A 20,248-nucleotide genomic window follows, 5' to 3' on the forward strand; every position below is an offset into this window, starting at 1 on the left:
TCGGGTGTCACACCGCAAATCTGATGTCGCCCAAACCGGCCTCTTCCCGGCTAAAGCCGGTCCTACTATCGGCGTGCACTTAGTGGGACCGGCTTCAGCCGGGAAGGCGTCGGTTGTCACACCGCAAATCTGATGGTGCTCAAACCGGCCTCTTCCCGGCTGAAGCCGGTCCCACTGACACACCGCGCGCACTTAGTGGGACCGGCTTTAGCCGGGAAGGCGTCGGTTGTCACACCGCAAATCTCATGTCGCTCAAACCGGCCTCTTCCCTGCTGAAGCCGGTCCCATTAGGGCATTCCGAATTCCGGCCTGCGTGCCCGCGCCTCTACTGCTGAATGCTATACCCCCGCCCTGCATAACAACTGGCCATCGCTTGACGGTACACACCGAGCACTTCCGGTGCTGGCTGATACGCTGCGCCTGCCGGGTCGAAATTGCTTTGCTGCACGGCGTAGCGGTAGCAGTCGTAGCGGTCCTGTTCGATTTCCTGTTGCGGCTTGCCCTCAGGCGGGTAGGCGACAACATCGTAGGGATTCGCTGCCTGCTGAACGGGCTGCGGCTGCTGAGGTGAATACACCGGCTCGACGTTCTGCGGCGGCTCGGCGACTACGTATTCCTGGGTGTTCTGCTCGTAGGTGTAATAGGTCCCGGCGGCGACGAAAAACAGCGCGCTGCCGAGCCAGACCTGTTGCGCGTAGTCGGGCAGGTAACGGACGCGAACGCCCCGTGGAGGCTGGACGACCACATAACGCGGGCCCTGTGGGCGATACCAGTAACCGCCTGAGTAGAAGTAATCCCCGCCGCGATAAGGCACCCGCGAGTAACCACCCGGCATGCGATCGATCTCGTAACCCGGCCGATAGCGCGGACCCGATCCCCAGCCGTCGCCATGACCACCGGGGCGGCCGGCCTGCCAGTTGCCGTTATCGGGACGACGGTCGCCGTCGCGCCAGCGGTTGTCTCGGGGCTGGTCGCGGTAGAAGCCCTGACGCGGCTCCTGGGTCTGAACCACCGTGTCCGGCCGTCCCTGAATCGGCAGACCGCCTTGACGGTCCTGCAACTGACGCTGCTGTTGTTGCTGCTCTTGCTGGCGTCGTTGCTGATCCTGCTGTTGCTGGCGTTGCTGCTGCTGCTGGCGCTGATCGTCACGCTGCTGATTGCGCTCGCGATCCTGCTGCTGGCGCTGCTGATTGGCGCGCTCCTGCTGGTTCTGCTGAATCTGGCGCTGTTGCTGCACCTGTTCCTGCTGGCGCTGCTGTTGTTGCTGATTCTGCTGTTGCTGGCGTTGTTGCTGCTGCTCACGCTGCTGGTTGTCGTTGAAGCCGCGCTGGTTCTCCTGCTGCTGGCGCTGCATCTCGAACCCACGTTGCTGCTGTTGGCGCTGCTGCTGCTCGTTACGCTGCTGTTGCTGCTGTTGATTATTGTCGTCGGCCAACACCTGAGCACTGATGCTCAAGGCCAAGAGACTGACACCTGCCAAACGCCAGATGCGCGTGTTCATGCTTTCCTCACTACGGCGCGGATACCTATGGGATAGGACTGCGAGTCGGGTGCGCCGTTCGCCGCACTCTATCAGCGTGGCAGATGAAACTATAGAAGCGCTTGCTGCGGTGCTGGCCAAAAGCCGGGCACAAAAAAAGAGGGCTCGATGGCCCTCTCTGGAATACTTCGTCCTGGCTCGACGCTTGTGGCATCGGCTCACCTCGCATCGTCTTCTGGACAGTGCGTAGCCCGGTGGCCTGATCAACCCTGTCGGGCTGGAGGCCGCGGCTGGCCTGATTCGGCGGGCCGCGCTGGACGCTGTGTCCGGGCAGTGATTCTGGTTAAAAGAATAGGCCTTGGCGGACGACAGAGGATTGCGAATATTGCTGGTGAAAACACCACTTGCGCAATAATTCACTTCAGATGAATAATCTTGCGCAATCCATTCAATAAAGGCGCTTATCGTGAGCAAGCTCGATAGATATGACTTGAGTATTTTGGCCGAACTGCAAAAGGACGCGCGCATCTCCAATCAGGAACTGGCCGAGCGGATTGGCCTGTCGCCTTCACCCTGCTCGCGCCGCGTCAAACAGCTGGAAGACGACGGTTATATCGTGGGTCAGGTCGCGCTGCTGGACCGCAAGAAACTAGGCCTTAGCCTGACGGCTTATGTGCTGATCGGCATGGATCGCCACACGCCCGACCGCTTCGAGAATTTCGAGCAGCACATCCGCAACCTGCCGCAGGTGCTGGAATGCAGCCTGGTGACCGGCATCGACGCCGATTACCAACTGAAGGTCGTCGTCCCGGACATGGATCACTATCAGAAATTTCTGCTCGGCCATCTGACCCGCATCGACGGCGTGACCAGCGTGCGCTCCAGCTTCGTGCTCAATCAGGTACTGGCGAGCACCGAACTGCCGCTGGTGCATTTGCGCGGCTGAAGCGCGTCCGCACAGGTACAGGTTTTTGTGAGAGCGACCGGGGTGCCGATCTACCCTGCTCGCGAAGAGGCCCGTTAAGACGCTGAATAACTGCCGGTAGAGATGACGCCTTCGCGAGCAAGCTCACTCCCACAATGGAACTCAGCAGCATTCTAATTCGGGTCTTGCCGCAGTTCTTCAATCAAAGCTTCGCCGGCACTTCCCGCCACTGCCCCTGGTCCAGCCCTTCTAGGCTCCAGTCGCCGATCCGCACGCGCACCAGTCGCAACGTCGGCAGGCCGACTGCCGCGGTCATTCTGCGCACCTGGCGGTTTCGGCCTTCCTTGATCACCAGTTCCAGCCAGCTCGTCGGCACGCTTTTGCGAAACCGCACCGGCGGGTTGCGCGGCCACAGCTCCGGTTCGTCCAGTTGCCGAGCCTGTGCGGGCAGCGTCGGGCCGTCGTTCAGTTCGACGCCGTTGCGCAGCTTCTGCAGTTGCTCTTCCGTCGGCTCACCCTCCACCTGCACCCAATAGGTTTTCGCCAGCTTGTGCTTGGGGTCGGCGATGCGCGCCTGCAATTGGCCGTCGTTGGTCAGCAGCAGCAAGCCCTCGCTGTCGCGGTCCAGGCGCCCGGCCGGGTAGATGCCGGGGATGTCGATGAAATCCTTGAGCGTCGCCCGGCCTTCGCCATCACTGAACTGGGTCAGCACGTCGAAGGGTTTGTTGAACAGAATCAACCGCGGTTGGGCGGGCGGTGCTTTGGCGACACGCAGGGGCGCGCCCGTGCGATCAGGCGAAGGACGGCGGGAATCGGGACGTTGGTGGCGGGGCATGGGAAACCGGTAAAAAAATGACAGAAACAGAAAGGGCCACTTTAGTGGCCCTTTCGTTGAACGCCTAGCGTCTTAACGGAACGGCGGCTCGTCGAAACTGCGCAGTTTGCGCGAATGCAGCGAGTTGAGCTGCGTGCGCATCAGGTCCAGCGCGGCGATGCCGATCTTCAAATGCTGGGTGACCGCCCGCTCATAAAACGCGTTGGCCGAACCCGGCAGTTTGATTTCGCTGTGCAGCGGTTTGTCCGAGACGCAGAGCAAGGTCCCGTAAGGCACCCGCAGGCGATAACCCTGAGCGGCGATGGTGCCGCTTTCCATGTCCACCGCCACGGCGCGGGACAGGTTGATCAGCGGCCGTTCCTGGGCCCAGCGCAGTTCCCAGTTGCGATCGTCGTAGGTCAGGACCGTGCCGGTGCGCAGACGCTTCTTCAGATCGTCGCCGCGCTCGCCGGTGACCTGAGCCGCCGACTCCTGCAGCGCCAGTTGCACCTCGGCCAGCGCCGGGATCGGAATGTTCGGCGGCAGCACGCGATCAAGAATACCGTCGCGGCGCATGTAGGCGTGGGCGAGCACGTAGTCGCCGATGGTCTGCGACTGACGCAGGCCGCCGCAGTGCCCGATCATCAGCCAGCAGTGGGGACGCAATACCGCGAGGTGGTCGGTAATGTTCTTGGCATTGGACGGGCCGACGCCAATGTTGACCAATGTCACGCCATGGCCGTCTTCGGCGATCAGGTGATAGGCCGGCATCTGGTAGCGGTGCCAGACCACACCGGAGACGATGGCCTGGGCTTCGCCGTAATCCATGCTCTTGTCGACGACGACGTTGCCCGGCAGGACCATCTTCACGAAGCGCGGGTCGTCGCGCAGTTTTTCCAGGCCATGCACGATGAACTGGTCGACGTAGCGGTGGTAGTTGGTCAGCAGGATCCACGGCTGAACATGGCGCCAGTCGCTGCCGGTGTAATGCACCAGACGGCGCAGCGAGAAATCCACACGGGCGGCGTCGAACAACGCGAGCGGCAGCGGATCGGTGTTGGCCCAGTCGTACAGACCGTCAGCGATGCCATCGGTGGCCGCCGACAAATCCGTGCTCGGGAAAACGCGGGCCAGGGTCGCAGCGGTGACGCCGGTACCGGCCAGCTCATCGCCCTGCTCGACCACGTAGGGGTAAGGGATGTTCTGCTCGCTGACGCCCACTTCCACCGTCACGGTGAAGTCGTTCATCAACGGCACAAGTTGTTCGAGCAAATATTTGCGGAACGCCGCCGGGTGGGTGACGGTGACACTGTAAGTCCCCGGCAACTGAACCTTGGCGTAGGCGCGGGTGGTCAGCGGCACTTCGCCCTGGCAGTGGTAGGTCAGGCGCAACTCGGGGTAGCGAAACGTCAGACGCTCGGCAGCAGTAGGTTCGACGCGGTCTTTCAGGTAGCGCTTGAGCGCCTGGCTCAAGGCGGTGGTTGCCCGTGCGTGCAGCTCAGCGAGCCGGTCAACGGCGTGTTCGGCAGTTTCTACGACAATGAAAGCTTCGGTCACGATGCATATCCTTCTTATCTTGCAAGCGCATATCTTGCCTGCAACAGATGACGAAGGCACGATTTGCCTGCGGCCGACGCGGCAATGGACGCGTTATACCTGCGGCGATGACCGCGCGACCAGCGCCTGAACATCCACCCCGCGCGGCAAGGCGCCGTAGACGCGCCCCGGCCGTTCCAGGCGCCCGGCAATAAACCCGTCGCTGACCACGGCATTGCCCGCTTCCAGCAGCAGTTTTGCCTGCAGCGCCACGGCGATGTCTTCGGTCAGTTGACGGGCGCGGTACTGGATGTCGCCGGTGTCCTGAAACGCCTCCTTCAAGCCATGAATATGCGCGGCCAGTCGCCTGTCGCCATGACCGTCGCCCAGCTCATCGAACAAAGCATCCAGCACGCCGGGCTCTTTGGACAGCGCGCGCAGGACGTCCAGGCACTGCACGTTGCCGGAACCTTCCCACGTCGAATTGACCGGCGCCTCACGGTAAAGGCGCGGCAGGATGCTGTCCTCGACATAGCCTGCACCGCCCATGCATTCCGCCGCTTCGTTGATCATTGCCGGCGCGCGCTTGCAGATCCAGTACTTGCCCACCGCCGTTACGAGTCGTGCGAAACGGGCTTCGTGACCGTCATCCAGACGCTCCAGCGAGCGTCCCATGCGCAAGGTCAGTGCGAGGGCCGCTTCGCTTTCCAGCGCCAGATCGGCGAGCACGTTTTGCATCAGCGGCTGCTCGCTCAGCACACGACCGCTGACGCTGCGGTGGGCGCAATGGTGCGCGGCCTGGGTCAGGGCCTGACGCATCAGCGCGCTGGAACCGGTCATGCAATCAAAGCGCGTCATCGCCACCATTTCGATGATGGTCGGCACGCCGCGCCCCTCCTCGCCCACCATCCAGGCCAGGGCGCCACGGAATTCCACTTCGCTGGAGGCGTTGGACCAGTTGCCCAGTTTGTTCTTCAGCCGCTGTATGTAGAACGCGTTGCGGGTGTCGTCCGGGCGATGGCGTGGCAGCAGGAAACAGGTCAGGCCCTTGTCGGTCTGCGCCAGGGTGAGAAAGGCGTCGCACATGGGCGCCGAACAAAACCATTTGTGCCCGACCAATTCATAGGCCTGACCCGGTCCAGGCTGGCCGACCGGAAACGCACGGGTGGTGTTGGCGCGCACGTCGGTGCCGCCCTGCTTCTCGGTCATCGCCATGCCGATAGTCACCCCGGCCTTGTGGGCGATGCCGACGTTACGCGGGTCGTAGTGGGTGGCGAGGATCTTCGGCAGCCAGGTCTCGGCCAGGTCCGGTTGAAGACGCAGGGCCGGCACGCTGGCGAAGGTCATCGTCAGCGGACACCCGCTGCCCGCTTCCGCCTGGGTGTGCAAATAGCTCATCGCCGCGCGGGCAACATGGGCGCCTTCGCGGGGGTCGGTCCACGGCAGCGACGGGATGCCGTGTTCGACCGCTGCCTGCATCAGTTGGTGATACGCCGGATGAAACTCCACCAGATCGATTCGATGGCCGTAGCGATCATGGCTGGCGAACACCGGTTTGTTCTGATTGGCGAGGAAACCCGCTTCCATCAATGGGCCACCGGCCAGTGCGCCATAGGCATCGATTCGGTCCCGTGCCCAACCCGCGCCGAAGCGCTGCGACCACTCTTGCAGCGGCAGGTCGATGCGGTACAGGTTAGTGCCGTCCAGAGAAGGCGGCTGATTGGTGACTTCGTGGGTCTCGGCGAACTGATGCAGATTGATGCGCTGGTCCATGAGGCGACTCCGGTCCGGGCAGCACGCGGCGGTCGTGCAGATGACCTAGTGAATCACGCACCCCGCACCGGCGACAGCGCCATAAAAGACGAAATCACGGCGGTTTTGCCTTGTCGATGGCTGGCATCAGAGTTGATGCACATCCCGCGGGATGCACGGCCCATGTAGGAGTGACCGGGGTGGCGCTCCTACACCGTTTGCGCGGCGATCTTCACATCCAGGCTCAAGCGGAACTGGCTGCCGTTGCCCGGCTCGGATTGGTGGCTCAGGCGCCCGCCCTGCAATTCAATCAACTGTCGGCAAATCGCCAGACCGATGCCCAGCCCGCCGTATTCCCGCGTCGTCGAGCCATCCACCTGGAAGAAGTTGGCGTACAGCGTTTCTTCATCAAGACGGCTGAAGCCGATGCCGGTGTCGATGACGTCAATCACCAGCCGCACCTGCTCGGCGTCTGGGCGCTGGCCATTGACGCGGATTCTGATCGAACCGGTCTTGGTGAACTTGATCGCATTGTCCAGCAGGCACTCCAGGCACTGGCGCAACTTGATGCCGTCACCGTGCAGGCTGTCCGGCAGCGTCTCGTCCAGTTCCACACTGAACGCCAGCGCCTTGCTGCGGGCCAGCGGTTCGAAGCCACTGCGCAGCTGAAACAGCACATGACGCAGGCTGAATGGCTCGTTGCGCACGGTGATGCGGCCCGCTTGCAGTTCAGTCAGCGTGAGAATGCCGTTGACGATACCCATCATGTTTTGCGCCGAGTCGGCGGCGGTCTGGCGATACAGCTCGATCTCGCTGTCGGCCACGTCCATCTGCATCAACTCCAGCGAACCGATCACGCCGTTCATGGGGGTGCGCAGTTCATGGGTCAGCGTGGCGAGAAACTCATCCTTCAACCGGTTGCTCACCGCCAATTGCTGATTGAGGGCTTCGAGCCCCTGCTGCGATTGCGCCATGATCTGCGCCTCGCGCTCACGCATGGCATTGATGCGGTCGGCCAGCGCCAGCGACAGCAACGCCACCTCGATTACCGAACCGATCTGGCTGGCGTACATGGTCCAGAAGTTGTTGGGCAGATGCCCGAGGAGCATGGTCGCGTTGACCACTCCGCCGATCAGGAACGCCGACCAGCCGATAATGAAATACCGCGCGACCCGCCGCCCCTTGAACCACGCCGCCAGCCCGATCAGCAGCACCACCGGCGTGAACAGCAAGACCAGCCCCGTCACCAGCCGCAGCGCTACGCCGTAATCCATGCTCAACGCGAGCGCCATGATCACCGCAGCGCAGACCATCATCACCAGAAGCGGCACATCCAGCCAGCGACCCAGGCTCGGCGTCTGCAGGAATTTACGGGTGAACTGGCTGGCAAACAGGATCGCGGCAGCAATCAGGAAAGTGGTCGAGGTATTGGCCCACCACGGGTTGTCGGGCCAGAAATACTCGATCGCCGCGCCATTGACCGACACCTGATACAGGCCGAAGAAGGTGATGTAGAGGATGTAATGCAGGTACGCGGTGTCGCGCACGCTCAGGTAGATGAACAGGTTGTAGACCAGCATCACCGCCAGCACGCCGTAAATCATGCCGAGGATGTACAGGCGCGACGGCTGCTCTTCTATATACGCGTGGCTGGCCCACAGATTGAGCGGCGCCTGCACCGAGCCGTGACTGGCGACGCGCAGGTAAACGGCTTTGGTCTCGTGGGCGTTCAGGTTGAGATCGAAGACGTAGTTGTTCTGTTTAATCTGCCGACTGGCAAATGGCAGCATGTCGCCGGTCTGCCAGACCAGACTGGGGCGCGCGTCGCCGTTGCCGAGGTACAGATCGACGTGGTCCATCGGCGGGTAGGCGAGTTCGAGCAACCAGTCGGCGGACGCCAGCGGGTTGCCCGGTCGATAGGTCAGACGCACCTTTAGCCAGAACGCCGAGCGCGAATACCCGGCGTTGAGCGACGGACCGGAAAGCGGTTTGAAGCGTGCGGCGCCCTCGGGGGACGAGACTTGCTGAATGGTTGCATCGCCGGTGGGGTCTTCGAACACCTGGGTGTCGCGCCCCAATGCCAGGGTGCGGGTGTTTTCATCGAAGTCCACGGCGCTGGCGAACACAGGAAACAGGCAGAACAGCGCAATCAGCACCAGGCGCATGGGTCACCGCCTTGGCACTGATGACGGGCGCGGGCCGCCGTGGGGACGTGGAACGGCTTCGCAATTTTGCGAGCGACCGCTGTATGGGTCGAAAGGGTCAGCGGGCAACGCACTTGCATTTACTCTTTTGGCGGAACAGATGAAGCGCCACAGGATAGCGATTGATAGCTCGATGACACCATCTAAATCTGTGCATTGGGTGAGACGGGTTCGTTCACATGCAGGACTGGCTTTGGCCAGATTGCCAAGCAGTACAGGCTGATCGCAATGCACCTGGTGGGACCGGCTTTAGCCGGGAAGGCGTCGGATGTCTCACCGCAAAATTGATGGCGTACGCACTAGCCCTTCCCGGCTAAAGCCGGTCCTACTCACAGCAGGCGTCCTGCCGCAAAAATGATTGTGTTTGCACCGGCCCCTTCCCGGCTGAAGCCGGTCCCACTGGCAAAAAGTTTAGTGGTAAGCTCGCGCACCATGAATATCTATAGCTCCCGCCCTGTTGTCCTCTGTCTCTCCGGTCACGACCCCAGTGGCGGCGCCGGTTTGCAGGCGGATATCGAAGCCCTGCTTGCTCAGGGTTGCCACGCCGCTCCCGCTGTCACCGCCCTGACCGTTCAGGACACCGTGAACGTCACTGACTTTCGCGTGCTGGACCGCGAGTGGGTGCTGGCGCAAGCCAATGCCGTGCTCAACGATTCCACCGTCGCGGCAGTGAAGCTGGGGATGTTGGGTTCGCTGGAGATGGTCGACACCGTCGTTGAACTGCTGGCCGCGCATCCGCATCTGCCCATGGTCTGCGATCCGGTGTTGCGTGCCGGTGGCGGCGGTCGGTTGGGCAAGGACGAAGTGGGTTACGCCATGCGCGAGCGTCTGTTGCCACTGGCCACCATCGCCACGCCAAACCTGCCGGAAGCGCGCATCCTCGCCGAACTGCCTGAAGGCACCGCCGATGAATGTGCCGAAAAGCTGCTGCCGTTCTGCGAGCACTTGCTGATCACCGGCGGTCATGGCGATGAGCACGAAGTTCACAACCGTCTGTACATCCGCGGCGGTCAGTCACGCACTTTCACCTGTCAGCGTTTGCCGGGTAGCTATCACGGCTCCGGCTGCACACTGGCCAGCGCCCTGGCGGGAAGACTGGCCCAGGGCCAGGACCTGATTGGCGCGGTACAAATGGCGCTGGACTACACTTGGCGCACGCTGCGCGATGCCGAACAGCTGGGCCGGGGACAATTCGTTCCGCGCCGCCTGCCGCTGGATTTCTGCTCGTAACGCCACGAAAAAGAGGCACCCTGATGAGATTACGTGGCTTGTATGCCGTGACCGACAGCCAGCTGTTGGCCGGCAAATTCCTGTCTTACGTCGAAGCCGCCCTCGATGGCGGCGTGACCCTGCTGCAATACCGCGACAAATCCGGCGACGAGACCCGCCGCCTGCGCGAGGCCTCGGCGCTGCTCAAGCTGTGCGAGCGCTACAAGACCCGTCTGATCATCAACGACGACGCCGAAGTGGCCGCGCGCCTGGGCGTCGGCGTGCACCTTGGGCAAACCGACGGCTCGCTGCCTGACGCCCGCGCCCTGCTCGGTCACAAAGCCATTGTCGGCGCGACCTGCCACGCACAGCTGGAACTGGCCGACAAGGCCAAGACCGACGGCGCTTCGTATGTCGCCTTCGGACGCTTCTTCAATTCCCAGACCAAACCCGGCGCACCGACCTGCAGCCTCGACCTGCTCAGCCAGGCACGCAAACGCATCAAGCTGCCCATTGCGGTGATCGGCGGCATCACCCTGGAAAACGCCGCGCCGCTGGTGGCCCACGGCGCCGATCTGCTGGCCGTCGTGCACGGGCTGTTCGGCGCTGAAACCACTCAGGAAGTTACTCGCCGCGCCCGGGCTTTCAACGATTTGTTCAAACCCGCCTGATTCTGCATCAGGCCGGTTACGCACTCATTCATTCCGATTCAAACAGAGACCTCATCATGTCCCGTTCTGAAACCCTGTTCGCCAACGCCCAGAAACACATCCCCGGCGGCGTCAACTCGCCGGTCCGCGCGTTCAAAAGCGTCGGTGGCACGCCGCTGTTCTTCAAACACGCGGTCGGCGCCTACGTCACCGATGAAGACGACAAGCGTTACGTCGATTACGTTGGCTCGTGGGGCCCGATGATTCTGGGCCACAGTCATCCGGACGTGCTGGATGCCGTGCGCAAGCAGCTGGAACACGGTCTGTCGTACGGCGCACCGACCGCGATGGAAACCGAGATGGCCGATCTGGTCTGCTCGATCGTGCCGTCGATGGAAATGGTGCGCATGGTCAGCTCCGGCACCGAAGCGACCATGAGCGCGATCCGTCTGGCCCGCGGTTTCACTGGCCGGGACAGCATCATCAAGTTCGAAGGCTGCTACCACGGCCACTCCGACAGCCTGCTGGTGAAAGCCGGTTCCGGCGCGCTGACCCTGGGCGTGCCGAGCTCGCCCGGCGTACCGGCGGCTTTCGCCAAGCACACGCTGACGCTGCCGTTCAACGACATCGACGCGGTCAAAACGATGCTCGCTGACGTCGGCCAGGAAGTGGCGTGCATCATCGTCGAGCCGGTGGCGGGCAACATGAACTGCGTGCCGCCTGCGCCGGGCTTCCTGCAAGGCCTGCGCGAGGCCTGCGACGAGCACGGCGTAGTGCTGATTTTCGACGAAGTGATGACCGGTTTCCGCGTCGCCCTCGGCGGGGCCCAAGCCTATTACGGCGTGAAGCCGGACCTGAGCACCTTCGGCAAGATCATCGGCGGCGGCATGCCGGTCGGCTGTTTCGGCGGCAAACGCGAAATCATGTCGCACATCGCGCCGCTGGGCCCGGTGTATCAGGCCGGCACGCTGTCGGGAAACCCGCTGGCAATGGCGGCGGGACTGACCACCCTGCGTCTGATCAGCCGCCCGGGTTTCCACGATGAGTTGAGTGCGTTCACCACGCGCCTGCTGGAAGGCCTGCAACAGCGCGCCGACGCCGCCGGCATCCCGTTCGTGACCACTCAGGCGGGCGGCATGTTCGGCCTGTACTTCAGCGACGCCAAAGAAATCGTCACCTTCCAGGACGTGATGACCAGCGATGCCAATCGCTTCAAACAGTTCTTCCACCTGATGCTGGAAGGCGGCGTGTACCTGGCGCCGAGCGCGTTCGAAGCCGGCTTTACCTCGATCGCCCACGGCGACGCAGAGTTGCAGCAGACGCTGGACGCGGCGGAAAAGGCATTCGCCCAACTGAAATGACGGGTAGACAGGGCGCAACGGATTGCGCCCGCGTCTCTACAGCCTGCTCAACCTCCCTGAATTCAGGCCAATCAAGCCCGCGCAGCAGAAAATCAGTAAAGACTTTGTAAGGTTGCCCTCGCTTATTTCATAATGCGCAGCCAGCACGTTTCGCTGGACGGGCATGCCCGCACCTTTTTCAGAGGTAAGTCGACTTCCATGAATCGCACCGGCCGCACCCTTGCATTGGGCTGCCTGTTGCTTCTTCATCCCCTGCTGGCTAATGCAGGTGGCAACTCGTTGTTGATCCCGGCGGTGGGTCGTTGCACCCTCAATACCCAGCCAGACAACCTGCCAGCAGCGTTGTCCGCTTGTCAGCAGGCGGCTCAGGATGGGGATGCGCAGGCGCAATACGAGTTGGGGGAGTTCTACTACGAGGGCAAAAGTGCGCCACGTGACTTGACCCAGGCACTCAATTACTTCGAAAAAGCTTCGTTGCAGGGGCATGCCCAGGCGCAGTACCAACTGGGCTTGATGTTCTTTCGTGGCGAAGGGGTGCAGGCCAACAACATTCAGGCGTATATCGTGCTGAAGATGGCGGCGGTCAACGGTTCGGAAGATGCGCTGGATCAGGCGGACGAAGTGTCCGCGCAAATGAAGCGCGAAGATCTCGACGTGGCCACCCAAGTGCTCGGGCAGATCTTCCGCAAATACCTGCTGGAGCTGCAGACCGCTGAAGGACGCACGCCATTTGCGCCCTTCCCTGCCGACAGCGACAAGCCTTGATCTGAATTACTTGTCCGGCATGGGCATCGGAAACGGCATGACGTTGCCGGTGTGACGCGCCTCGGTGATCTTCGCTGTGCCCATCCGCTCCACTTCATCGATCCGCACGATCGAGTGCATCGGCACGAAGCTGCGCACTACGCCATCGAACTGCGCCTTGAGCTTCTCTTCGCTGGGGTCGACCACGACGGTGGTGCGCTCGCCGAAGACGAACTCTTCCACTTCCAGAAAACCCCACAGATCACTCTGATAGATCTGTTTGGCGTACATCTCGAACACCTGTCCCTGGTTGAGAAAAATCACCTTGTAGATTGGAGCTTCGCGTTTGGTCATAACAGGCAGGCAGTGATCAGCGTTTTGAAAAGGGCGCGAACTATAGCATGCCGCTGGTTAGACGACGCTAGGAAGCCGGGGCTCGCATCCCTATAATGCGCGGTTCTTTGAATCACCTGATGAACCCCCGCATGGCCAAGAAGCTTTACATCGAAACCCACGGCTGCCAGATGAACGAGTACGACAGCTCGCGCATGGTCGATCTGCTGGGCGAACATCAAGCACTGGAAGTCACCGCACGGGCGGAAGACGCTGACGTCATCCTGCTCAACACCTGCTCGATTCGCGAGCGGGCGCAGGATCGGGTGTACTCGCAGCTTGGCCGCTGGCGCGAATTGAAGCTGGCAAATCCGGAAATGGTCATCGCCGTCGGTGGCTGCGTGGCGAGTCAGGAAGGCGCGGCCATCCGCGATCGCGCGCCGTACGTCGACGTGGTGTTCGGCCCGCAGACCCTGCACCGTCTGCCGGAAATGATCGACGCGGCGCGCATCACCCGCCTGCCCCAGGTCGACGTCTCGTTCCCTGAAATCGAAAAATTCGATCACCTGCCCGAGCCCCGTGTCGATGGCCCTAGCGCTTACGTGTCGGTGATGGAAGGCTGCAGCAAGTACTGCACGTTCTGCGTGGTGCCTTATACCCGTGGCGAAGAAGTCAGCCGGCCGTTCGACGACGTTATCAACGAGGTGCTTCATCTGGCCGAGAACGGCGTGCGTGAAGTGACCCTGCTGGGCCAGAACGTCAACGGCTATCGCGGCACCACCCACGACGGGCGCCTCGCTGACCTGGCCGAACTGATCCGCGTGGTCGCCGCCATCGACGGCATCGACCGCATTCGCTACACCACTTCGCACCCGCTGGAGTTCTCCGACAGCCTGATTCAGGCCCACGCCGAAGTCCCGGAACTGGTGAAGCATCTGCACCTGCCCGTGCAATCAGGTTCAGACCGGATTCTCGCGGCCATGAAACGCAATCACACGGTGCTCGAGTACAAGTCACGCCTGCGCAAGCTGCGCGCGGCGGTACCGGACATCTGCATCAGCTCCGACTTCATCGTCGGCTTCCCGGGCGAAACCGAGAAGGATCACCTGCAAACCATGAAGCTGGTGGAAGACGTCGGCATGGATTTCTCCTACTCCTTCGTCTACAGCGCACGTCCCGGCACACCCGCGGCCGATTTGCCCGACGACACGTCGGAAGAGGTGAAGAAGGAGCGCCTCAAGCAGCTGCAGGACCTGATCAACCGCCAGGGCCTGGACATCAGCCGCAAGATGGCCGGCACCGTGCAGCGCATTCTGGTCACCGATTATTCGAAGAAGGACCCCGGCGAACTGCAGGGCCGTACCGAGAACAACCGGATCGTCAATTTCCGCTGCGACAACCCCCGGCTGATCGGCCAGTTCGCCGACGTCTACATCGACAGCGCCCAACCCCACTCGCTGCGCGGGTCGTTGTTGCAATAAGCCAAAGCGTCCCAATCTAATCGCCACGCATGATGTTTATGCGCAGGCCCTCGCGCTGAATCTGCTGTCGGACAGCCGCCATACGTCGGCTGCACCGGCGCACGATTCAGCTCGCAGGCCCGGCGGGCTGTCTGTTATCGGCTGCCCCGCCGGGCGTCTGCGCAGCTCATTTATCCATTCGTGAGTGAACCCTTCCTGACACTGCCTGCAGGGGTTATCCTTCACGTCACTTCACATTGCCGTCGGGCGGCCCAAAACCACTTTGAACGCACCTATCGAACCACATCGCTTCAGCCTCGAACCTATCGAGGCTCACCGCTTCGCCAATCTGTGCGGGCAATTCGACGAGCATTTGCGCTTGATCGAACAGCGCCTGGACATCGAGATCCGCAATCGCGGAGGCCAGTTCGAGATGATCGGCGAGCGCAAACAAACCACCTCGGCAGAGAACCTGCTGCGCCGGCTGTACCGGGAAACGAAAGCGACCGAACTGTCACCGGACATGGTTCATCTGTTCCTGCAGGAATCCGGCGTTGAAGAGCTGGATAACCACCCTGCTGCCGAAGTCGGCGTCGCTCTGCGTACCAAGAAAGGCATGATTCGCCCCCGTGGCTTGAATCAGCAGCGGTACGTGAAGGAAATCCTCGCCAACGACATCAACTTCGGCATCGGTCCGGCCGGTACCGGCAAGACTTATCTAGCCGTGGCCGCTGCGGTTGATGCCCTTGAGCGCGAGACCATCCGCCGCATCCTGCTGGTGCGTCCTGCCGTAGAAGCGGGCGAAAAGCTCGGCTTCCTGCCCGGCGACCTGTCCCAGAAAATCGACCCGTACCTGCGCCCGCTGTATGACGCGCTGTACGAAATGCTCGGCTTCGAATACGTCGCCAAGTTGATCGAGAAGCAGGTGATCGAAGTCGCGCCGTTGGCGTACATGCGCGGTCGCACCCTTAATAACAGCTTCATCATTCTCGACGAGAGTCAGAACACCACCGTCGAGCAGATGAAAATGTTCCTGACCCGTATCGGCTTCGGCTCCACCGCCGTGATCACCGGTGACGTCACCCAGATCGACTTGCCCAAAGGCACGAAATCCGGGTTGAACCACGTCATCGACGTGCTCAAGGACGTGCCGGGCATCAGCTTCACCCACTTCAAGCCCAAGGACGTCGTGCGCCATCCGTTGGTGCAGCGCATCGTCGAAGCCTACGAGCGCTACGAGGAACGCAACGACAATCCGGCCGCTCCCCAGGGTTCACGGGACACTCGCAGCGATGCTTGAGCTGGATCTGCAACGTGCGAGTCAGGCCAGCGCCCCGAGCGAAGCCCAGTTCCGCCTCTGGTGTGAAATGGGCCTGCGCCAGCGTTCGGCTGACTCGGAACTGACCATTCGCCTCGTCGACGAAGCCGAAGGCCGAGAGCTGAACAACACGTGGCGGCACAAGGATTACGCCACCAACGTGTTGTCATTTCCCGCCGACGTCCCCGACGAGATGCTGGACATCCCGCTGCTGGGCGATCTGGTCATCTGCGTGCCTGTCGTCACCCGTGAAGCCGCTGAACAGGGCAAGTCATCGGACGCTCATTGGGCGCATCTGGTGATTCATGGCTGTCTGCATCTGTTGGGCTACGATCACATCGATGACGACGAAGCCGAAGAGATGGAAGCGCTGGAACGGGAGTTGCTTGCAGAGCTTGGCTATCCGGATCCATACGCCGACGACGAATCCGTCGACAGTCCGCATTCCGACACACCCCATTTAGAAACATCAGCCAAGGACCACGAGTAAGGGCTATGAGCGAAGACCGATCGAGCAACGGGCAAAAGTCATGGTTGGGCAAACTGACCCAGGCATTTGCCCATGAGCCGAAAAACCGCCAGGAGCTATTGGAGCTGCTGCGCGAAGCCCATCAGAACAAGCTGCTGGACAGTGAAGCGCTGGCCATTGTCGAAGGCGCCATTCAGGTCGCTGACCTGCAGGTCCGCGACATCATGGTGCCGCGCTCGCAGATGATCAGCATCAAGGCCAGCCAGACCCCACGCGAATTCCTGCCTGCCGTGATCGATTCGGCGCACTCGCGCTACCCGGTCATCGGAGAAAGCCACGATGACGTGCTGGGCGTCTTGCTCGCCAAGGACCTGCTGCCGCTGATTCTCAAGGAAGACGGTGGCAGCGGTGACGTGAAAAGCCTGCTGCGCCCGGCGACCTTCGTCCCTGAATCCAAGCGCCTGAACGTGCTGTTGCGGGAATTCCGCGCCAACCACAATCACATGGCCATCGTCATCGACGAATACGGCGGCGTGGCGGGTTTGGTGACCATCGAAGACGTGCTCGAGCAAATCGTCGGCGACATCGAAGACGAGCACGACGTCGAGGAAGACAGCTACATCAAGCCGCTGCCCAGTGGCGACTTCCTGGTCAAGGCGCTGACCCCGATCGAGAGCTTCAACGAGTTCTTCGACAGCGGGTTCTCAGATGACGAATTCGACACCGTCGGCGGTCTGGTGATGAATGCGTTCGGGCATCTGCCCAAGCGTAATGAAATCACCGAAATCGGCGCGTACCGTTTCCGCATCCTGAATGCCGACAGCCGTCGTATTCACTTGCTGCGCCTGAGCCCGATCAACCGCTCGTAACGCCCTACCCGTTTTAAGGAATGTAAATGCGCTGGATCACCCGCCCCGGCTGGCCCGGTAACCTGCTGGCCATGGTGGCCGGCGCGTTGATTACCCTGGCCCTGGCACCCTTCGATATCTGGCCACTGGCGATTGTCGCGCTGGTGGTTTTCTATCTGGGTCTGCGCGACCTCACACCCCGTCAGGCCCTCTGGCGCGGTTGGTCCTACGGATTTGGCCTGTTCGGCGGCGGCACCAGCTGGATTTACGTCAGCATCCACACCTATGGCGAGGCGCCGGTCTGGCTGGCGGCTTTCCTGATGGTGCTGTTCTGCGCGGCGGTGGCGTTTTTCTTCGCCCTGCCGGCATGGATCTGGGCCCGCTGGATCCGCCGCAACGAAGCCCCGCTGGCGGATTCACTGGCCTTCGCGGCCTTGTGGTTCGGCCAGGAAATGTTTCGCGGCTGGTTCCTCACCGGTTTCCCCTGGCTCTATTCCGGCTACAGCCAACTCGACGGTCCTCTCAAAGGGCTCGCGCCATTGGGCGGCATGTGGCTGATCTCCTTTGTGCTCGCGCTGACTGCAGCGCTGCTGTGCAATCTGCCCCGTTTGCGGACACGCGCGCCGAAATTGGCGGCTGGCATTGTGTTGCTGCTGGCGCCGTGGATTGCCGGGCTGGCGCTGAAGCATCACGCCTGGACCGAGCCTTCGGGCAAGCCGCTCACCGTTGCGGCCATGCAGGGCAACGTCGAGCAGAGCATGAAGTGGGACCCGGCGGCGCTCAACGCGCAACTCGCGCTGTACCGGGGCATGACCTTCACCTCGAAAAAAGCGGACCTGATCATCTGGCCGGAAACCGCCGTGCCGGTGCTCAAGGAGTCGGTCGAAGGTTATCTGTCGGTGATGGGCAAGTTTGCGGCCGAGCGCGATTCGGCGTTGATCACCGGGGTACCGCTGCGAGAAAAAGGCACCCATGGGGAATACCGTTACTACAACGCCATTACCGTAACAGGCGAAGGCGATGGCACTTACCTGAAGCAGAAGCTGGTGCCGTTTGGTGAGTACGTGCCATTGCAGGACCTGCTGCGTGGGCTGATTACGTTTTTCAACCTGCCGATGTCTGACTTTGCGCGCGGCCCATCCGGGCAGTCGTTGTTGCAAGCCAAGGGTTACGAGATCGCGCCTTTCATTTGTTACGAAGTGGTGTACCCGGAGTTCGCCGCCGGGCTCTCGGCGCAAAGCGATCTGCTGCTGACGGTGAGCAACGACACCTGGTTCGGCACCTCGATCGGCCCGCTGCAGCATTTGCAAATGGCGCAAATGCGCGCACTGGAAGCCGGGCGCTGGATGATCCGCGCCACCAACAACGGCGTCAGCGCGCTGATCAACCCGTTTGGCGAAATCACCACCACCGTGCCGCAGTTCGAGCGCGCTGTGATGTACGGCGAAGTCACCCCGATGCAAAACCTCACGCCCTACCTGCACTGGCGCTCATGGCCGTTGATCCTGCTGTCGCTGCTGCTGATCGGCTGGGCGTTCTTTGCAGGCAGGATGGCGAAGGCGGTGTGAGCCGGTTGCCGGCTCTCTGCGGTAGAGGTCCCGGCGTCCTGACACAGCGCCGTCGTGCAGCGAACGCAACCTTGTGGGAGTGAGCTTGATCACGAAGACGGCACATCAGCGCCGAAGATCTAGCGGCTGCCCCGGCCTCTTCGCGAGCAAGCTCGCTCCCACATGGACAGTGCCTACCGCAACGCCGTGGGTCCTCCACGACGCCAAGGCAATTCTGTCACCGGTAAAACAAGCGATAGCCTACCAGTCCCGCTGCTTCATTGATCAATTGCCCGTTCTGCCACACCGCCCTCGCCTCCGGCGTCCAGCCACCGAACGGGCGGGCGTTGTCCACGCTCAGGAATCCGACCGGCGCCGGAACCACGTCAAATCCGGCCTTCTCGAAACTCCAGACCGAACGCGGCATGTGCCAGGCCTGGGTGACTACGACCACGCGCTTGATGCCCTGGGGCAACAAGATCGCGGCGGTCATGTTGGCGTTTTCCCAGGTCGTGCGGCTTTCGCCTTCCTGCCAACGGACATTCACGCCAAAGTCGTCGCGCAGGGAGTCAGCCATGATCGCCGCCTCGCTTGGCGGCTCGCCGTAATGCAGCCCGCCCGTTGTGAGGATCGGCAGGCCCGACGCCTTCGACAAACGCGCGGCGTACCTCATGCGCTCCAGCGCAACGCCTGTCGGGATGTCAGTGCCCCAGCTCGGGTCATTGCGTTCACGGCCAGAGCCCAGAATCACGATCGCATCTGCACGTTGAGCCAGCGTGGCCCACTCGCTCTGGGGCAGCGGCGGAATGCTCTCGATGCCCTTCGCCGACCACTCCACCACAATGGGCAGACTCATCGCGGTCATGCCGCCAACGCCGATGACGAACAGCACCCGCGCCAACACCGGCCGGCGATTTTTCAACCACCAGGCGAGCACCAACAACAGCAGGAAAAGGCCCGGAGGCAGTAGCAGGTTTTTGATGAAATAACGAAAGGGCATCGGGCATCTCCAAAGATGCCCGAAGCCTAGAAGCAATGACGCTAAGCAGCAATGCTCGATTGGCCGGGGTCAGCCCCCCGCAGAAGTTAACGCTTGAAATGTTTGGTGGAACTGTAGCGACTCAACTTTGCCGACACCTTGACTCGGCGCTGATCCTTGAGCCAGATGACATTGGCTTGAGGATGCGGCGCTCGCATCGACTCGGAAGGCTCCCGTGAGGTGCTGGAACTTCCCCTCGTGATGATCGAAGAATCTTCTTTGATAACGATTTCGGTCCTGCCCAGATAAGCCTCGATCAACTGAAACTCGGCGTGGCTCAATCCACGCAACTCAAGCTCGGCGGGGGATTCGTTTCGAAGCCGCACCGCCGTTTTTGCTGTGTCCAGAGCCAGGCCCAGACGATCGATCAAACGGTCATACACATCAGGTTGCTCTACTTCATGCTGCAGCTCTGCCATCCGCTCACCTCACTGAAGACAAACACTTACCCCCGTCAGTAAGCTTAGCGCCACTGCAAAAACCGGCGCGGTGCCGCGACCAACGGCGGATGCCGCAGATGCCGAGTCTTGAGCACGCAATCAGGGTTTCCCTCGGCTTG

The 20,248-nt window shown here is 61.7% G+C and carries 19 protein-coding genes; 11 read left to right on the forward strand and 8 right to left on the reverse strand.

The features are described 5' to 3' along the window. Positions 1-325 precede the first annotated feature (325 nt). A complete protein-coding gene (locus AC07RO_RS21860) occupies positions 326-1,060 on the reverse strand; it encodes a DUF6515 family protein (RefSeq protein ID WP_192173742.1) in 735 nt (244 codons plus the stop codon). Between AC07RO_RS21860 and AC07RO_RS21865 the strand changes: the two genes are divergently transcribed. Beyond that, complete coding sequence (locus AC07RO_RS21865) at positions 1,046-1,537, forward strand: hypothetical protein (protein WP_495087072.1); 492 nt, start codon at positions 1,046-1,048, stop codon at positions 1,535-1,537. The genes AC07RO_RS21860 and AC07RO_RS21865 overlap by 15 nt on opposite strands. 409 nt (positions 1,538-1,946) lie before the next feature. After that, the gene (locus AC07RO_RS21870) at positions 1,947-2,426 is read left to right on the forward strand and encodes an Lrp/AsnC family transcriptional regulator (RefSeq protein WP_074893299.1); all 480 of its coding nucleotides are present in this window, start codon (positions 1,947-1,949) and stop codon (positions 2,424-2,426) included. Between the two features lie 181 nt (positions 2,427-2,607). Here the strand turns inward: AC07RO_RS21870 and AC07RO_RS21875 are convergent, their stop codons facing one another. From AC07RO_RS21875 to AC07RO_RS21890, 4 genes are all read right to left on the reverse strand, one after another. Then, a complete protein-coding gene (locus AC07RO_RS21875) occupies positions 2,608-3,240 on the reverse strand; it encodes an rRNA large subunit pseudouridine synthase E (RefSeq protein ID WP_495087073.1) in 633 nt (210 codons plus the stop codon). A gap of 72 nt (positions 3,241-3,312) precedes the next feature. Next, positions 3,313-4,776, reverse strand: a complete 1,464-nt coding sequence (gene amn, locus AC07RO_RS21880; RefSeq protein ID WP_065988354.1) for an AMP nucleosidase — start codon at positions 4,774-4,776, stop codon at positions 3,313-3,315. A gap of 93 nt (positions 4,777-4,869) precedes the next feature. Continuing rightward, positions 4,870-6,516 carry an acyl-CoA dehydrogenase family protein gene (locus tag AC07RO_RS21885; protein WP_495087124.1) on the reverse strand — a complete coding sequence of 549 codons (1,647 nt, stop codon included), beginning with the start codon at positions 6,514-6,516 and terminating at the stop codon, positions 4,870-4,872. Positions 6,517-6,716: 200 nt separating this feature from the next. Continuing rightward, positions 6,717-8,672: a sensor histidine kinase gene (locus AC07RO_RS21890; RefSeq protein WP_495087074.1), complete on the reverse strand. Its 1,956-nt coding sequence runs from the start codon at positions 8,670-8,672 to the stop codon at positions 6,717-6,719. A gap of 471 nt (positions 8,673-9,143) precedes the next feature. Here AC07RO_RS21890 and AC07RO_RS21895 point away from each other — a divergent pair, with 471 nt between their 5' ends. From AC07RO_RS21895 to AC07RO_RS21910, 4 genes are all read left to right on the forward strand, one after another. Beyond that, positions 9,144-9,941: a hydroxymethylpyrimidine/phosphomethylpyrimidine kinase gene (locus AC07RO_RS21895; protein WP_192173744.1), complete on the forward strand. Its 798-nt coding sequence runs from the start codon at positions 9,144-9,146 to the stop codon at positions 9,939-9,941. Between the two features lie 23 nt (positions 9,942-9,964). Continuing rightward, the gene (gene thiE, locus AC07RO_RS21900) at positions 9,965-10,591 is read left to right on the forward strand and encodes a thiamine phosphate synthase (RefSeq protein ID WP_074892695.1); all 627 of its coding nucleotides are present in this window, start codon (positions 9,965-9,967) and stop codon (positions 10,589-10,591) included. Positions 10,592-10,647: 56 nt separating this feature from the next. Further along, on the forward strand, positions 10,648-11,931 hold the full coding sequence (hemL, locus tag AC07RO_RS21905) for a glutamate-1-semialdehyde 2,1-aminomutase (RefSeq protein ID WP_346631222.1): 1,284 nt from the start codon (positions 10,648-10,650) through the stop codon (positions 11,929-11,931). A 198-nt stretch (positions 11,932-12,129) separates the two neighbouring features. Beyond that, entirely contained in the window at positions 12,130-12,696 is a 567-nt protein-coding gene (locus AC07RO_RS21910; RefSeq protein WP_282367220.1) for a tetratricopeptide repeat protein, read from the forward strand. 6 nt (positions 12,697-12,702) lie between these two features. Here AC07RO_RS21910 and AC07RO_RS21915 read toward each other — a convergent pair whose 3' ends face one another. Beyond that, a complete protein-coding gene (locus AC07RO_RS21915; RefSeq protein WP_065988358.1) occupies positions 12,703-13,029 on the reverse strand; it encodes a DUF1820 family protein in 327 nt (108 codons plus the stop codon). 131 nt (positions 13,030-13,160) lie between these two features. Here AC07RO_RS21915 and miaB point away from each other — a divergent pair, with 131 nt between their 5' ends. The 5 genes from miaB to lnt all read left to right on the forward strand — a co-directional run bounded on the left by miaB (position 13,161) and on the right by lnt (position 18,671). After that, complete coding sequence (miaB, locus tag AC07RO_RS21920; RefSeq protein ID WP_282367219.1) at positions 13,161-14,489, forward strand: tRNA (N6-isopentenyl adenosine(37)-C2)-methylthiotransferase MiaB; 1,329 nt, start codon at positions 13,161-13,163, stop codon at positions 14,487-14,489. 262 nt (positions 14,490-14,751) lie between these two features. Then, on the forward strand, positions 14,752-15,768 hold the full coding sequence (locus AC07RO_RS21925; protein WP_346631220.1) for a PhoH family protein: 1,017 nt from the start codon (positions 14,752-14,754) through the stop codon (positions 15,766-15,768). Further along, positions 15,761-16,276, forward strand: a complete 516-nt coding sequence (gene ybeY / locus AC07RO_RS21930; protein WP_192173750.1) for an rRNA maturation RNase YbeY — start codon at positions 15,761-15,763, stop codon at positions 16,274-16,276. Before AC07RO_RS21925 ends, ybeY begins: the two co-directional genes overlap by 8 nt. A gap of 5 nt (positions 16,277-16,281) precedes the next feature. After that, entirely contained in the window at positions 16,282-17,124 is an 843-nt protein-coding gene (locus tag AC07RO_RS21935; RefSeq protein ID WP_037018000.1) for a CorC family transporter, read from the forward strand. 26 nt (positions 17,125-17,150) lie between these two features. Then, the gene (gene lnt, locus AC07RO_RS21940; RefSeq protein WP_495087075.1) at positions 17,151-18,671 is read left to right on the forward strand and encodes an apolipoprotein N-acyltransferase; all 1,521 of its coding nucleotides are present in this window, start codon (positions 17,151-17,153) and stop codon (positions 18,669-18,671) included. A gap of 217 nt (positions 18,672-18,888) precedes the next feature. On the opposite strand, the gene AC07RO_RS21945 is transcribed toward lnt, so the two are convergent. Continuing rightward, positions 18,889-19,650 carry a YdcF family protein gene (locus tag AC07RO_RS21945; RefSeq protein WP_495087076.1) on the reverse strand — a complete coding sequence of 254 codons (762 nt, stop codon included), beginning with the start codon at positions 19,648-19,650 and terminating at the stop codon, positions 18,889-18,891. 86 nt (positions 19,651-19,736) lie between these two features. Beyond that, a complete protein-coding gene (locus AC07RO_RS21950) occupies positions 19,737-20,108 on the reverse strand; it encodes a hypothetical protein (RefSeq protein WP_192173753.1) in 372 nt (123 codons plus the stop codon). Between the last annotated feature and the right edge of the window lie 140 nt (positions 20,109-20,248).

This window comes from Pseudomonas sp. GW821-FHT07F05 (assembly GCF_059418765.1).

Bases quoted from the DNA above. Each gene is read 5' to 3' on its own strand.
- AC07RO_RS21945 (WP_495087076.1), bottom strand. From the start codon at position 19,650: ATGCCCTTTCGTTATTTCATCAAAAACCTGCTACTGCCTCCGGGCCTT.
- AC07RO_RS21915 (WP_065988358.1), bottom strand. From the start codon at position 13,029: ATGACCAAACGCGAAGCTCCAATCTACAAGGTGATTTTTCTCAACCAG.
- AC07RO_RS21875 (WP_495087073.1), bottom strand. From the start codon at position 3,240: ATGCCCCGCCACCAACGTCCCGATTCCCGCCGTCCTTCGCCTGATCGC.
- lnt (WP_495087075.1), top strand. From the start codon at position 17,151: ATGCGCTGGATCACCCGCCCCGGCTGGCCCGGTAACCTGCTGGCCATG.
- AC07RO_RS21895 (WP_192173744.1), top strand. From the start codon at position 9,144: ATGAATATCTATAGCTCCCGCCCTGTTGTCCTCTGTCTCTCCGGTCAC.
- ybeY (WP_192173750.1), top strand. From the start codon at position 15,761: ATGCTTGAGCTGGATCTGCAACGTGCGAGTCAGGCCAGCGCCCCGAGC.
- miaB (WP_282367219.1), top strand. From the start codon at position 13,161: ATGGCCAAGAAGCTTTACATCGAAACCCACGGCTGCCAGATGAACGAG.
- AC07RO_RS21935 (WP_037018000.1), top strand. From the start codon at position 16,282: ATGAGCGAAGACCGATCGAGCAACGGGCAAAAGTCATGGTTGGGCAAA.
- AC07RO_RS21890 (WP_495087074.1), bottom strand. From the start codon at position 8,672: ATGCGCCTGGTGCTGATTGCGCTGTTCTGCCTGTTTCCTGTGTTCGCC.
- thiE (WP_074892695.1), top strand. From the start codon at position 9,965: ATGAGATTACGTGGCTTGTATGCCGTGACCGACAGCCAGCTGTTGGCC.
- AC07RO_RS21910 (WP_282367220.1), top strand. From the start codon at position 12,130: ATGAATCGCACCGGCCGCACCCTTGCATTGGGCTGCCTGTTGCTTCTT.
- AC07RO_RS21950 (WP_192173753.1), bottom strand. From the start codon at position 20,108: ATGGCAGAGCTGCAGCATGAAGTAGAGCAACCTGATGTGTATGACCGT.
- hemL (WP_346631222.1), top strand. From the start codon at position 10,648: ATGTCCCGTTCTGAAACCCTGTTCGCCAACGCCCAGAAACACATCCCC.